This window comes from Streptomyces sp. NPDC030893 (assembly GCF_055571535.1).
Window position 1 is genome coordinate 160,015 of the sequence record NZ_JBVIFC010000012.1, and the last position, 13,636, is coordinate 173,650.

General features: G+C 72.1%; 15 protein-coding genes. 8 read left to right on the forward strand and 7 right to left on the reverse strand.

From position 1 onward, the window contains the following. Window positions 1–23 precede the first annotated feature (23 nt). The 6 genes from ACZ434_RS22645 (at window position 24) to ACZ434_RS22670 (ending at window position 4,168) form a co-directional block, all read left to right on the forward strand. Window positions 24–491: a cupin domain-containing protein gene (locus ACZ434_RS22645; protein WP_468458570.1), complete on the forward strand. Its 468-nt coding sequence runs from the start codon at window positions 24–26 to the stop codon at window positions 489–491. Beyond that, a complete protein-coding gene (locus ACZ434_RS22650; protein WP_468458572.1) occupies window positions 488–1,756 on the forward strand; it encodes a beta-ketoacyl-[acyl-carrier-protein] synthase family protein in 1,269 nt (422 codons plus the stop codon). The genes ACZ434_RS22645 and ACZ434_RS22650 overlap by 4 nt, the downstream gene beginning before the upstream one ends. Continuing rightward, window positions 1,753–2,997 carry a ketosynthase chain-length factor gene (locus tag ACZ434_RS22655; RefSeq protein ID WP_468458574.1) on the forward strand — a complete coding sequence of 415 codons (1,245 nt, stop codon included), beginning with the start codon at window positions 1,753–1,755 and terminating at the stop codon, window positions 2,995–2,997. The genes ACZ434_RS22650 and ACZ434_RS22655 overlap by 4 nt, the downstream gene beginning before the upstream one ends. Before the next feature lie 27 nt (window positions 2,998–3,024). Further along, window positions 3,025–3,285: an acyl carrier protein gene (locus ACZ434_RS22660; RefSeq protein ID WP_360407950.1), complete on the forward strand. Its 261-nt coding sequence runs from the start codon at window positions 3,025–3,027 to the stop codon at window positions 3,283–3,285. A gap of 2 nt (window positions 3,286–3,287) precedes the next feature. Continuing rightward, the gene (locus ACZ434_RS22665) at window positions 3,288–3,770 is read left to right on the forward strand and encodes an SRPBCC family protein (protein WP_468458577.1); all 483 of its coding nucleotides are present in this window, start codon (window positions 3,288–3,290) and stop codon (window positions 3,768–3,770) included. 62 nt (window positions 3,771–3,832) lie between these two features. After that, on the forward strand, window positions 3,833–4,168 hold the full coding sequence (locus tag ACZ434_RS22670; protein ID WP_468458579.1) for a TcmI family type II polyketide cyclase: 336 nt from the start codon (window positions 3,833–3,835) through the stop codon (window positions 4,166–4,168). An 81-nt stretch (window positions 4,169–4,249) separates the two neighbouring features. On the opposite strand, the gene ACZ434_RS22675 is transcribed toward ACZ434_RS22670, so the two are convergent. The 3 genes from ACZ434_RS22675 to ACZ434_RS22685 all read right to left on the reverse strand — a co-directional run bounded on the left by ACZ434_RS22675 (window position 4,250) and on the right by ACZ434_RS22685 (window position 8,290). Further along, window positions 4,250–5,278 carry a methyltransferase gene (locus tag ACZ434_RS22675; RefSeq protein ID WP_468458581.1) on the reverse strand — a complete coding sequence of 343 codons (1,029 nt, stop codon included), beginning with the start codon at window positions 5,276–5,278 and terminating at the stop codon, window positions 4,250–4,252. A gap of 47 nt (window positions 5,279–5,325) precedes the next feature. Then, window positions 5,326–6,387, reverse strand: a complete 1,062-nt coding sequence (locus tag ACZ434_RS22680) for a right-handed parallel beta-helix repeat-containing protein (protein WP_468458583.1) — start codon at window positions 6,385–6,387, stop codon at window positions 5,326–5,328. A gap of 88 nt (window positions 6,388–6,475) precedes the next feature. Then, entirely contained in the window at window positions 6,476–8,290 is a 1,815-nt protein-coding gene (locus tag ACZ434_RS22685; RefSeq protein ID WP_468458585.1) for a flavin-containing monooxygenase, read from the reverse strand. 170 nt (window positions 8,291–8,460) lie between these two features. Between ACZ434_RS22685 and ACZ434_RS22690 the strand changes: the two genes are divergently transcribed. Continuing rightward, window positions 8,461–9,480, forward strand: coding sequence for an SMP-30/gluconolactonase/LRE family protein (locus ACZ434_RS22690; protein WP_468458587.1), 1,020 nt, complete (start codon window positions 8,461–8,463; stop codon window positions 9,478–9,480). A 12-nt stretch (window positions 9,481–9,492) separates the two neighbouring features. Here the strand turns inward: ACZ434_RS22690 and ACZ434_RS22695 are convergent, their stop codons facing one another. Continuing rightward, on the reverse strand, window positions 9,493–10,095 hold the full coding sequence (locus ACZ434_RS22695) for a TetR/AcrR family transcriptional regulator (RefSeq protein ID WP_468458589.1): 603 nt from the start codon (window positions 10,093–10,095) through the stop codon (window positions 9,493–9,495). Between the two features lie 52 nt (window positions 10,096–10,147). Next, complete coding sequence (locus ACZ434_RS22700) at window positions 10,148–10,771, reverse strand: TetR/AcrR family transcriptional regulator (protein ID WP_468458591.1); 624 nt, start codon at window positions 10,769–10,771, stop codon at window positions 10,148–10,150. A gap of 145 nt (window positions 10,772–10,916) precedes the next feature. Between ACZ434_RS22700 and ACZ434_RS22705 the strand changes: the two genes are divergently transcribed. Beyond that, a complete protein-coding gene (locus ACZ434_RS22705) occupies window positions 10,917–11,678 on the forward strand; it encodes a glucose 1-dehydrogenase (RefSeq protein ID WP_468458593.1) in 762 nt (253 codons plus the stop codon). Between the two features lie 12 nt (window positions 11,679–11,690). Here the strand turns inward: ACZ434_RS22705 and ACZ434_RS22710 are convergent, their stop codons facing one another. Then, window positions 11,691–12,095, reverse strand: coding sequence for a DUF779 domain-containing protein (locus ACZ434_RS22710; RefSeq protein WP_468458595.1), 405 nt, complete (start codon window positions 12,093–12,095; stop codon window positions 11,691–11,693). Next, a complete protein-coding gene (gene adh, locus ACZ434_RS22715; RefSeq protein WP_468458597.1) occupies window positions 12,095–13,612 on the reverse strand; it encodes an aldehyde dehydrogenase in 1,518 nt (505 codons plus the stop codon). The genes ACZ434_RS22710 and adh overlap by 1 nt, the downstream gene beginning before the upstream one ends. Between the last annotated feature and the right edge of the window lie 24 nt (window positions 13,613–13,636).

Here is a 13,636-nt window from a genome sequence, read left to right on the forward strand (position 1 = left end):
CCGGCACACCGGAGGTATCAACCATGTCCAAGCAGCATCCACACATCGTGGACCTGAGCGAGACGGAACCCAACCGACGGCGCGGGGGCGACCTCAGGACCCTGCTCACTCCGGCCACCGTGGGTTCCACCAGCGGATTCATGGGGCTGGCCATCATCAAGCCCGGCGAGCGCATCGGCGAGCACTACCACCCGTACTCCGAGGAGTTCGTGTACGTGGTCAGCGGCGCGCTCGAAGTCGACCTGGACGGTGAGCCGTTCGCGCTCCGCGCCGACCAGGGGCTGATGATCCCGATCGACATGCGGCACCGTTTCCGCAACGTCGGCGACCGGGAGGCCCGCATGGTGTTCCACCTGGGCCCGCTCGCCCCGCACCCGAGCCTCGGCCATGTCGACACCGAGGAGACCGAAAGCGCCGTCGCCGGGCCGCAGTTGACGGTCGGCGGGCCCGAGCTCGGCCGGCCGGCCGAGCCGAGCGAGGCCATAAAATGACCCGGCGAGTGGCCGTCACCGGTATAGGTGTGGTCGCTCCCGGCGGCATCGGAGCGACGGCGTTCTGGGATCTGCTGGCAGCCGGCCGCACCGCGACCCGTGGCATCTCCCTGTTCGACCCGGCGGGCCTGCGCTCGCGCATAGCCGCCGAGTGCGACTTCGACCCCTACGCGCACGGCCTGGACGCGGATCTGTGCCAACACGCCGACCGTTACATCCAGTTCGCCGTGGTCGCCGCCGCTGAGGCGGTGCGGGAGTCCGGGTTGGACACCCAGGCCCTGGACCCGTGGCGCACGGCGGTGTCGCTGGGCAGCGCGGTCGGCGGCACCACCCGCCTGGAGAGCGACTACGTGCGGGTCAGCGAGCGCGGGCAGCGGTGGGACGTGGACCACCGGCAGGCCGAGCCGAAGCTGCACCTGGCGTTCTCGCCGAGCACCCTCGCCTCGGTCGTCGCCGAGCGGTTCGGCGCCCGGGGCCCCGTGCAGACCGTCTCCACCGGCTGCACCTCCGGCCTCGACGCGGTCGGCTACGCCTTCCACACCATCACCGAGGGCCGGGCCGACGTCTGCATCGCGGGGGCCTCGGACTCGCCGATCTCACCGATCACGATGGCGTGCTTCGACGCCATCAAGGCGACGTCGCCGAACAACGACGACCCCGAGCACGCCTCCCGGCCCTTCGACGCCCACCGCGACGGCTTCGTGATGGGCGAGGGCGCGGCGGTCCTCGTGCTCGAGGAGTACGAGCACGCCAGGGCCCGGGGGGCGGAGATCCTCTGCGAGATCAGCGGCTACGCCACCTACGGCAACGCCTACCACATGACCGGTCTGACCAGTGAGGGACTGGAGATGGCCCGGGCGATCGACACCACGCTCGACCAGGCCCGTATCGACCCCACGCTGATCGACTACGTCAACGCGCACGGCTCCGGCACCCGGCAGAACGACCGGCACGAGACGGCCGCGGTGAAGCGGTCGCTCGGCGCGCACGCCCATGAGACGCCCATGAGCTCCATCAAGTCGATGGTGGGGCACTCGCTGGGCGCGATCGGCGCGATCGAGGTGGTCGCCTGCGTCCTCGCGCTGCAGCACCAGGTCGTGCCGCCGACGGCGAACTACGAGACCCCCGACCCGGAGTGCGACCTGGACTACGTGCCGCGCACCGCCCGCCCGCGGAAGCTGAACAACGTGCTCTCCGTCGGCAGCGGGTTCGGCGGCTTCCAGTCCGCGGTGCTGCTGACCGGGCCGGGCGGGAGGACACGATGAGCAATCGGCGCCCCGGGCGCGCGGCCGTCACCGGCATCGGTGTGGTCGCGCCCAACGGACTGCGGACCGACGCCTACTGGAAGTCCGTCCGCGAAGGCCTCGGCGTACTGGACCTGATCAGCCGTGAGGGCTGTGACCACCTGCCGCTGCGCGTGGCGGGCGAGGTGCGGTCCTTCGACGCGGCGGCCCTCATCGAGGACCGGTTCCTGGTGCAGACCGACCGGTTCAGCCACTTCGCGATGGCCGCCGCCGCCCTCGCCCTCGACGACGCCGGACTCGGCGGGGAACCCGCCGAGCCGTTCTCCGTCGGGGTGGTCACCGCCGCCGGCTCCGGAGGCGGTGAGTTCGGCCAGCGCGAACTGCAGAAACTGTGGGGCAAGGGCTCCAAGTTCGTCGGCCCGTACCAGTCCATCGCCTGGTTCTACGCGGCGAGCACCGGCCAGATCTCCATCCGCGGCGGCCTCAAGGGGCCGTGCGGGGTGGTGGCGAGCGACGAGGCGGGCGGTCTGGACTCCCTCGCGCACGCCGCCCGGGCGGTGCGGCGCGGCACCGACGTCATGGTCGTGGGGGCGGCGGAGGCGCCGCTGGCCCCGTACTCGATGGTGTGCCAGCTCGGTTACCCGGAGCTGAGCACCCTCGACGACCCCGACCGCGCCTACCGCCCGTTCACCGAGAAGGCGTGCGGTTTCGTGCCCGCCGAGGGCGGCGCCCTGCTCGTCGTCGAGGACGAGGACCGGGCCCGGTCGCGCGGGGTGCCCGTACGGGCCACCGTGGCCGGCCACGCCGCGACGTTCACCGGGGCCTCCCGCTGGGCGGAGTCCCGCGAAGGACTCGCCCGCGCGATCACCGGGGCCCTGGACGAGGCGGGCTGCGCCCCGGAGGAGGTCGACGTCGTGTTCGCCGACGCCATGGGCGTGCCCGAGGCGGACCGCGCGGAGGCGCTGGCGATCGCCGACGCCCTCGGCGCGCACGGCCGGCGGGTGCCGGTGACGGCGCCCAAGACCGGCATCGGCCGCGCCTACTGCGCGGCGCCCGTGCTGGACACGGTGGCGGCGGTGCTCGCCATGGAACACGGTCAGGTGCCGCCCACGCCCAACGTGTTCGACATCTGCCACGACCTCGATCTGGTGATGTCGCACGCCCGTCCCGCCGAGCTGCGCACCGCCCTCGTCCTCAGCAGGGGACTGATGGGCTCCAACGCGGCGCTGGTCGTGCGCCGCGGTGACGATTCCGCCCGGTAGGCCCGGGCGGGGAAGGAGAAGTCACCCATGATCACCACCGAAGTGACCTTCGACGAACTGTCCGCCCTGATGAAGCAGGCGGCCGGCATCACCGTCGACCCCCGGGAGCTCAAGGAGGCCGCGGAGTCCCCGTTCGACTCCTTCGGTCTGGACTCGCTCGGTCTGCTCGGCATCGTCGGCGAGCTGGAGAACCGGTACGGCCAGTCCCTGCCGCCCGACTCGGAGCGCTGCAGGACGCCCCGGGAGTTCCTGAACCTCATCAACAGCACCCTCACGGCTGGAGCCTGAAAGTGGCCGGACACACCGAGAACAGCATCACCATCGACGCTCCCCTGGACCTCGTGTGGGAGATGACCAACGACCTGGAGAACTGGCCGCGGCTGTTCAGCGAGTACGCGTCCGTGGACGTCCTCTCCCGGCAGGGCGACACGACGACGTTCCGGCTGACCATGCACCCGGACGAGAACGGCACGGTGTGGAGCTGGGTGTCGGAGCGCACCCCGGACCGCGAGAAGCGCCTCGTGCGCGCCCGCCGGGTCGAGACGGGACCGTTCGCCCACATGGACATCCTGTGGGAGTACGCGGAGCTGCCCGGCGGGGTCCGGATGCGCTGGACGCAGGACTTCGCGATGAAGCCCGACGCCCCGGTCGACGACGACTGGATGACGGACAACATCAACCGCAACTCCCGTACGCAGATGGCCCTCATCCGGGACCGGATCGAGCAGGTCGCCCGCGACAGCGAGAGCGCGTCCGTCGCGTCCTCGCGCTGAGCGCCGGCCCACGAGGGACCGGCGGACCCGGCACGACACGGAAGGACAGGGAAGGACACCCCATGCACCACGCCCTCATCGTCGCCCGGATGAAGCCCGGTTCGGCGCCGGACATCGCCGACGTGTTCGCCGCCTCCGACCGGGGTGAACTCCCCCACCTGGTCGGTGTCAGCCGGCGCAGCCTCTTCCAGTTCGGGGACGACGTGTACCTGCACCTCATCGAGGCCGAGCAGGACCCGGCGCCCGCGATCGCCAGGCTGGCCTCGCACCCCGAGTTCCGCGGCATCAGCGAGCGGCTCGAGGCGTACGTCAGCCCGTACGACCCGGCCACCTGGCGCGGCCCGAAGGACGCCATGGCGCAGTGCTTCTACCGCTGGGAGCGCGGCGCCGGCTCCTGAGCCGGGCGCCCGGAAACCCCGTGGCCGCCGGTTCCGCGTCAGTCGCGGAGCCGGCGGCCACGGGGTTGCGTCGGTCCGGGTTCAGCCGGAGACGGTGCACTCGAAGGCGTGCAGGTACGCGTTGACCGGGCGGATCTCGTCGATGACCAGGCCCGCGCCGGTCAGCCGGTCGACCATGCTCTGCCGGGTGTGCTTGGCACCGCCGACGTTGAGGAGGAGCAGCAGGTCCATGGCGGTGGTGAACCGCATCGACGGGGTGTCGTCGACGAGGTTCTCGATGACCACGACGCGGGCGCCGGGCGGTGCCGCCGCGCGGACGTTCGCGAGCACCCGGCGGGTGCTGTCGTCGTCCCACTCCAGGACGTTCTTGATGATGTACACGTCGGCCCGGACGGGCACGTCCTCGCGGCAGTCGCCGGCCACGACCTCGGCCCGGCCGGCGAGCGCGCCGCCCTCCCGCAGCCGCGGGTCGGCGTTCTCGACGACGCCCGGAAGGTCGAGCAGCGTGCCGTGCAGGTGGGCGTGCTTCTCCAGGAGGCTGGCCAGCACATGGCCCTGGCCGCCGCCGATGTCCACGACGGAGGAGGCGTCGTCCAGGTCGAGCAGCAGGGCCACGTCCCGGGCGGACTGCTCGCTGGAGGTGGTCATCGCGCGGTTGAACACATGGGCGGACTCGGGGGCGGACTCGTTGAGGTAGGTGAAGAACTCCCGGTCGTACACGTCCTCGAAGACGCCCTGGCCGGAGCGCACGGCCTCGTCGAGCAGCGGCCAGACGTTCCAGGTCCACGGCTCGGTGCACCACAGGGCGATGTAGCGCAGGCTGTGCGGGTCGTCCTCGCGCAGCAGCCGGGACATCTCGGTGTGCTCGAAGGTGCCGTCGGGGTTCTCGGCGAAGACGCCCTGGCAGGTCAGGGCGCGCAGCAGCCGCCGCAGGGTGTGCGGCTGGGTCTTCACCGCGGCCGCCAGGTCGTCGGCGGTCATGGGGCTGTCGTCCAGGGCGTCCGGTACGCCCAGCCGGACGGCCGCGCGTACGGCGGCGGCGCACGCCGCCCCGAATACGAGCTCCCTCAGGCGCATGGGCGGCGGGGGAGCCGGATCAACGGTGGTCATCCGTTGCCTCGCTTCTGCTGTCGTGCAGTCGGTGGGGGCGGAGGGGCTCAGCACATTCCGGCGGGCTCGGAGAGCGTGCAGGTGTTGCGGCTGAAGGTGTTGGTCTCGGCGGTGTCCCGGTTGGCCAGGTCGGCCGGGCTGTTGCCGGTCACCAGGTTGTCGCGGATGTCGTTGCGCTCGCTGGGGGTGCCGACGAGGCTCTTGAACAGGACGATGCCGCCGGACAGCGGGGACGTGCCCTTGTTGTCCTCGACCCGGTTGTGGGCGACCAGGGTCTCCTCGACGCCGGTGAGGACGATGCCGGAGCCCTGGAGGAAGGGCAGCCGCGGCGTCTTCTCGCAGTACTTGTTGTTGCCGTGGATGTGGTTGTGGGTGACGTCCAGGTGGCCGGCGCGCGGTGTGGACTCGTCGCCCACGACGAACACGGCGGCGCAGTTGCCGGTGGCCTCGTTGTGGTCGACGCTGAGGTTCCGCAGCCGCCGCACGGTGACGCCGACCCGGTTGCCCTCGGTCTTGTTGTGCCGGATCACCGTCTTCTCCGCGTCCCGGGCGCCTTCCTCGGTGTCGACGGTGTTGGCGACGAAGAGTCCGGCGTCGCCGTTGTCCTGCGCGAGGTTGTGGCTGATGACGCCGCGTACGGAGCGTTCCTGGGCGATGCCCCACTGGCCGTTCCGCTCCGCGCTCACGTGGCGGACCCTCAGGTCTTCGGTCCCGGTGGCCCACGCTCCGTTCTTGGCGAATCCACGCACCGTCAGGGACCGTACGGTGACGTCCTCGAGGGGCTTGTCGTCGGTGCCGGTGACGCAGATGCCGTTGCCCGCCTTGGCGCAGGCGCTCTTGCCGGCGTCCTCGGCGGGCATCAGGACGGTGCGGTTGGCGCCGTGGCCGCGCAGGGTGATGTCCGAGGTGGTGATGTCGACGCTCTGTTCGTAGGTGCCGGCCGCGAGGAGGACGGTGTCCCCCGGTTTCGCGGCGTCGACGGCCTTCTGGATCGACTGCCCGGGCTGTACCCGGTGGACGGTCGGCTGCTGGGCCGCCGGGGCGGCCCCCAGCCCCGCGGCCACGATGGCGGTGGTGCATGCGAGATACGCGATGTGTCGTCTGTTCATGAGCCGAAGCTATGAGCGGGTGATCTCCCCCGCCACCGCTGATCACCCAGCCGGGCGCGGTGCTCGCCGCCCGCCGTGACGGCGGGGACTACTCCCGGACGAGCACCTCGTGCAGGGACTCCTCGCGCCAGCGGTGCAGGAGTTCGTGGAAGGCGATGGCGCCGTGCGGGTAGGCGGCCGGCCCGTTCGGCCGTCCGGCCCCTTCGCGGTTGTAGTAGCCGGGGGTGCAGTCGGCGTGGAACCACTCGTGGTCGGGGGCGCCTTCGGCCAGGACGGCGATCCAGGCGTCCTCCGCCTCGCGGGACGGTTCGACGAGGGCGCCCTCGGCCTCGGCGGCAGCGACGAGTGCGGCGGCGTGCACGGCCTGTTCGTCCAGGACGTGCGTGAAGTTGACGCTGCTGGCGTTCTGCAGGGACCCCAGGTGGATCAGGTTCGGGAAGCCGTTGCTGGTGAAGCCGTGCAGGGTGCGGACGCCGTGCCGGGCCCAGGTGTGGAGCAGCTGGGTGCCGCCGCGGCCGTGGACGGGCAGCCGGCCGGAGCTGACGCCGGAGACGCCGACGGAGAACCCGGTGGCGAAGACCAGGCAGTCGAGTGCGTACTCGGTGCCGGCCACCACGACCCCGTTCCCGGTGACGCGCTCGATGCCGTGGGTGTCGGCGGTGTCGACCAGGGTGACGTTGGCGCGGTTGAAGGCCTGGTAGTAGGTGTCGGAGAAGGTGGGGCGCTTGCAGGCGTACCGGTACCAGGGGGTGAGTGTCCCGGCCGTCTCCGGGTCGGTGACCGTCCGTCCGACGCGGGCCCGTACCTCGTTCATCTTGGCGGCGTCGGCGGCCTCGTAGGCGGCTTCGAACTGCTCCCGGTCGCCGGAGCGGCGGAAGCTCGGCAGCAGTTTCTCCAGGAGGCCCGCCGAGGACGTCCAGGCGTCCGCGACCAGGTCCTCCTGGTACGGCTCGCCGGAGACGATGCGCAGGAAGTTGTCGCGGCGCGCCCGGGCCCAGCCCTCGCGGTCCGCGCCGACGTCCCCGGCCGTGGTGCGGCGGTTGGCGCGCACGTCCACCGTGGAGGGGGTGCGCTGGAAGACGTAGAGGTGTGCGGCGTCCTCGGCCAGCATCGGGATGACCTGCACGCCGGTGGCGCCGGTGCCGACGACGCCCACGCGCTTGTCCGCGAGCCCGGTGAGACCGCCCCGGGGGGTGCCGCCGGTGTAGGCGTAGTCCCAGCGGGAGGTGTGGAAGGTGTGCCCCTCGAAGTCCTCGATGCCGGGGATCCCGGGCAGTTTCGGCTCGCTCATGGTGCCGGTGGCGGTGATGACGTACCGGGCCCGGAAGCTGTCGCCGCGGTCGGTCTCCACGATCCAGCCGCGGGAGCTCTCCTCCCAGGTCAGCGCGGTGACGGTGGTGGAGAACAGAGCGTCGGCGTAGAGGTCGTGCTGCCGCGCGATCCGTACCGCGTGCTGCCGGATCTCCTCGCCCGGGGAGTACTTCCACTCCGGTACGTAGCCGGTCTCGTCGAGCATCGGCAGGTACACGTGGGACTCGATGTCGCAGTGGATGCCCGGGTAGCGGTTCCAGTACCAGGTTCCGCCGAAGTCACCGCCCTTGTCGAGGACGCGGACGCGTTCCACGCCCTGCCGGCGCAGCCGCGCCCCGGCGAGGACGCCGCCGAAGCCGCCGCCGATGACGGCGACGTCGACCGTGTCGCGCACCGGCTCGCGGTCGGCCGGTCCGTCCGTGTACGGGTCGGCGGCGTAGAAGCCGAAGCCGGCGTCGGTGCCGAGGTACTGGCCGAGGCCGTCGGGCCGCACGCGCCGTTCGCGCTCCCGGCGGTAGCGCTCGCGCAGTTCGGCGAGCTCGTCGGTGGCCGGGGCGGGTACCTGAGGGGCCGGCGTCTGGGGGGACGTCATGTGGGGGGACCTCGCTCTTGTTCGTCTGTTCCACAGGGGCGGGTCCGTCCACCGGCAGCGCGAACTGCCGTGGGAACGAACCCTCTTGAGGAACCGTAGCAACAACCGGACAGCGCTGTCCGGTTAGAGTGCGCAGGGACGGCGATCTTCGGACAGGAAGAGTGACCCCCATGCGACGACTCCGGAACCGGGCCCTGGCCGCACTCACCGCGCTCGGCGCGCTGGCCCTGAGCGGGTGCGGCACCGACGTGCACACCCCCGGCGACCGGGCCGCCCCCGGCCCTTCCGGCAGGACCGTCACCGCGCACCAGGTGATGCGGCTGACCTCGGTCCACGAGGAGACCGGCATGACCCTGCTGGAGGGTCCGGTCTTCGGCGCGGACGGCCGGCTGGTCGTCGTCGACGTCACCGCGCCGCCCGGCCGGCCGAAGGTGATGAGCGTCGACGTCCGCGGGAAGAAGGCCCGGGAGCTCTTCACCGACAGCCGGGGCGCCTACACCTCGGCCCAGTTCAGCCCGTACGACGGACGGCTCTACCTGTCCGACTTCGCCAACGGCGAGATCGTCTCGCTGGCTCCCGACGGCGGCGACCGGCGCACCTTCTTCACCGGGGAGGTCGACGGCGCGCGGATGCAGCCCGACGACATCGCCTTCGACCGGGACGGCAACCTCTACGTCAGCGACTCCCTCGGTCTGTCGACGGGCGAGGCGCGCGGCCGCGTGGTGCGCGTGGACCGCGACGGCGAGACGGCCACCGTCCTGGCCGACGGTCTCGCGGCGACGAACGGCATCTCCTTCGACGTCGGCTACCGCGGCCTGTGGATCAGCGAGCTGACGGAGAACCGGATCTCCTACCTCCCGGTCGACGGGCGTCCCGGGAGCACCGGCCGGCACACCGCCGTCCGGGTCGACGGGGGCGTCGCCCAGACCGACTCCATCGCCGTGGACGCGGACGGCAACCTGTACCAGGCCCTGCACGGCCGGCCCGCGATGGCCGTGTACGACAAGTACGGCGAACGGCTCGCGACGGTGGAGGTCCCGGCGCGTGCCCGGGGCCTGGAGTCGGCGACCAATGTGGCGATCACGCCCGGCGGGACCACGGCGTACATGACCGTCAGCGGACCGGCGGGCGGCTACCTCTACACGTTCGAGGCGTTCGCGGAGGGCATCCGGCAGTCCAACGGCGGCTGACGCCCCCGGTTCTCAGCCTTCGCAGGGCCGCACCGGTCCGACCGTGACGCCGAGCAGCCGCCAGGCCGCCAGCGCCCGGTGCTCCCGCTCCTCGCGGGTCGGGCCGGTGACGGCCCCGGAGACCATGGCGACGGCGAGCATGAGGTCACCCGGCCGGTCCGGCGCGCCCAGCGGGTGGGTGGCCGGCAGGCACCCGCGCAGGGCGCGCTCCACCCGCTCGGACAGGTCCCGGGCGAGGGTGTGGGCGGAGGAGAGCGCGCCGTCCGCCCCGTCGGCGTGCAGGAGACCGATGAACGCCGCCGACTGCGTCAGATGCCAGGTCAGCACCCCCAGCACCGCGTCGGGGCCCGTTCCCCGGGTGGCGGCCGCCCGCTCGATCTGGCGGACGTTCTCCTCCAGGACCGCGGCGGCGAGGGCGTCCCGGTCGGGGAAGTGCCGGTAGAGCACGCCCTGCCCGACCCCGGCCCGGCGCGCGATCCGGGACAGCGGAGCGTCCAGCCCGTGCTCGGTGAAGATCTCCCGGGCGGCGCCGACCAGCGCGGCCCGGTTGCCGGCGGCGGCCTTCGGCCCCCGGTTCGCGGGCCGTTGCCCGTCCGGCGTGAGGTGCTGGGTCATCCGGTCAGGGTACGGGGGCCGCCGCGGGGCGGCCGCCGCGAGGGCCGCCGCCCTACCTCACCCCCTCCGCGGCGACGGCGAGGGCCCGGCGCAGGGTCGCCTCCAGCTCCGCGCGGGGTGCCTGCGGTTCCTCGCGCCAGGCGTGGTGTTCGACGGCGGCGCGCAGGGCCGCGTTGAACATCGCCGCACGGATCGTCACCCCCAGGTCGTCGGGCGGCAGCGCGGCCCGCTCCGCCAGTGCGCGGGCGAAGGCCGGTTCGGCCTCGTCGTAGGTCTGCAGCCACACGGCGCGCAGTGCGGGTTCGGTCCTGGTGAGCCGGACCAGGGCGCCGACGGTGGCCCGGTCGGGACCGCCGGCGAGGGCCGGGGCCGCCGTCAGCCACCGGTCCATGGCCTGCTCCAGGGGCTGTCCGGACGGCCAGGCGCGCAGATGGGCGGTGATCGTCTCGATGCCCTCGGAGAACAGCGGCGCCACGCAGCTCTCCTTGCTCGGGAAGTAGCGCCACACCGTACGCGCCGACAGGCCGACGGCCCGGCCGATCTGTTCGCCGGTCGTGGACGCGACACCCCGGGTGACGAACAGGTCCACCGCGGCCCGGGCGATCTCCCGCCGGATCTCGGTCCTGCGCTCCTCGGTCAGGGGCGGTCGTCCCGTGCGGCCACGGGGTGCGGTCATCGGTTCCTCCGGCTCCTGCGGTCGTGTGAGCGAGCTCTCCGCCATCTTCCACCACAGGTTTTTGTCACTCAGCGACAATAAGTCGTACGGTGGTGGCGACGCCCGGAACGGCCGGGGCCCGCCCGACACATCACAGGAGAACTTCATGGCCGACGCATTCGAGGGACGCTCCGTCGTCGTCACCGGGGCCGGTTCGGGGATAGGCCGCGCCGCCGCCCTGGCCTTCGCCGCCGAGGGCGCGCGGGTCCTGGTGGCGGACCTGAACGCGGAGGGGGCCGCGTCGGTCGTCGAGGAGATCGGGAAGGCCGGCGGTACCGCCGTCGCGGTCACCGGGGACCTCGGCGACCAGTCCGTCGTGGACGAGGTGACACGGACCGCCGTGGAGCGCTTCGGCGGCGTGGACGTCCTGGTGAACAACGCCGGGATCATGGACGCGATGACCGCGGCGGCGGACGTGACCGACGCGGAGTGGGACCGTGTCCTGCGCGTCAACCTGACCGCGCCGTTCCTGCTCACCCGCGCCGTGCTGCCGCACATGCTGGCCGCCGGCAAGGGCGCCATCGTCAACACCGCCTCCGAGGCGGGCCTTCGGGGCAGTGCGGCGGGCGCCGCCTACACCGCCTCGAAGCACGGTGTGGTGGGGCTGACGAAGAACCTCGCGGTGATGTACCGCAAGCAGGGCATCCGGGCCAACGCCATCGCGCCGGGCGGCACCGCCACCGGTATCGCCGTCGCCGCCGACCCGGCGGGGCACGGCCCGGCGGCGCTCGGCCCGCACTTCGTCAACCTCGGCCGTCTGGCCCGGCCCGAGGAGCAGGCCGCGGCCATCCTGTTCCTCGCCTCCGACGCGGCGAGCAACATCAACGGCGTGGTGCTGCCGGTGGACGACGGCTGGGCGGCGGTCTGACGCCGCCCCGGTTCACCCGGCCGGCTCCGCCCCCGTGGGCAGGGGCGGCTCCGCCTCGATGCGCCGCAGCTCCTCGTCGGTGAGCAGCCGGGAGCGGAGCAGGAACCGTACGCCCTCGGGGGCCTCCAGGGAGAAGCCGCTGCCCCGGCCGGCGACCACGTCCACGGTGAGGTGGGTGTGCGACCAGTACGTGTACTGGTCGGCGCTCATCCAGAACGGTGTGTCGCCGGCCACCCGGCCGAGCAGCACGTCCGAGGCGCCGACCCGGAACTCGCCGCGCGGATAGCACATGGGCGCGCTGCCGTCGCAGCAGCCGCCGGACTGGTGGAACATCACCGGTCCGTGCGTTCCGGCGAGTTGCCGCACCAGGTCCTCGGCGGCCGGCGTCAGTTCGACGCGCCGGGTGCGGGCCTCCATCAGAAGAACCCGAGCTTCTGACCGGAGTAGCTGACCAGGAGGTTCTTCGTCTGCTGGTAGTGGTCGAGCATCATCTTGTGGTTCTCGCGGCCGATGCCGGACTTCTTGTAGCCGCCGAACGCGGCGTGCGCCGGGTAGGCGTGGTAGCAGTTGGTCCACACCCGGCCGGCCTTGATCCCGCGGCCGAGGCGGTAGGCGGTGTTGCCGTCCCGGGTCCACACGCCGGCTCCGAGGCCGTACAGCGTGTCGTTGGCGATCCTCAGGGCCTCGTCGACCGAGTCGTAGGTGGTGACCGAGACGACCGGGCCGAAGATCTCCTCCTGGAAGATCCGCATGTCGTTGGTGCCGCGGAAGATCGTCGGCTCGATGTAGTAGCCGCCGTCCAGACCGGGCACGGCCCTCGGGGTACCGCCGGTGAGGATCTCGGCGCCCTCCTGCCGGCCGATGTCGATGTAGGAGAGGATCTTCTCGTACTGGTCGTTGCTCGCCTGGGCGCCGATCATGGTCTCCGGGTCCAGCGGGTCGCCGCTGACGATCGCCTTGGTGCGCTCGACGCAGCGGGCCATGAACTCGTCGTAGATCGAGGCGTGGATGAGCGCGCGGGAGGGGCAGGTGCACACCTCGCCCTGGTTCAGCGCGAACATCACGAAGCCCTCGACGGCCTTGTCCAGGAAGTCGTCGTCGGCGGCCGTCACGTCGGGCAGGAAGATGTTGGGGCTCTTGCCGCCCAGTTCCAGCGTGACGGGGACGATGTTCTCGCTGGCGTACTGCATGATCAGACGGCCGGTGGTGGTCTCGCCGGTGAAGGCGACCTTGGCGACGCGCGGGCTGGACGCGAGCGGCTTGCCCACCTCCACGCCGAAGCCGTTGACGACGTTGAGGACGCCCGGCGGGAGCAGGTCGGCGATCAGCTCGATCACGTACAGCAGGCTGACCGGGGTCTGTTCGGCCGGCTTGAGGACCACGCAGTTGCCGGCGGCCAGCGCGGGCGCGAGCTTCCAGGCGGCCATCAGGACGGGGAAGTTCCACGGGATGATCTGGCCGACCACGCCCAGCGGCTCGTGGAAGTGGTAGGCGACGGTGTCGGCGTCGATCTCGGCGATGCTGCCCTCCTGGGCGCGGACCACTCCGGCGAAGTAGCGGAAGTGGTCGATCGCCAAGGGGATGTCGGCGGCCAGCGTCTCGCGTACGGGCTTGCCGTTCTCCCAGGTCTCCGCGACGGCGATCTTCTCGAGGTTCTCCTGGAGCCGGTCGGCGATCCTGTTGAGGATGTTCGACCGCTCCGCCACGGACGTGGCTCCCCACGTGGGCGCGGCGGCGTGGGCGGCGTCCAGGGCGAGTTCGACGTCGGCGGCGGAGGAGCGGGCGACCTCGCAGAACGTCGCGCCGGTCACCGGCGTGGGATTCTCGAAGTACCGTCCCTCCACGGGGGCGACCCAGTCACCGCCGATGAAGTTGTCGTACCGCGAAGCGAAGTCGACGATGCTGCCGTCCGTTCCCGGCTGCGCGTACACCATGGCGGCTCTCCTCGGTGGGTGGCG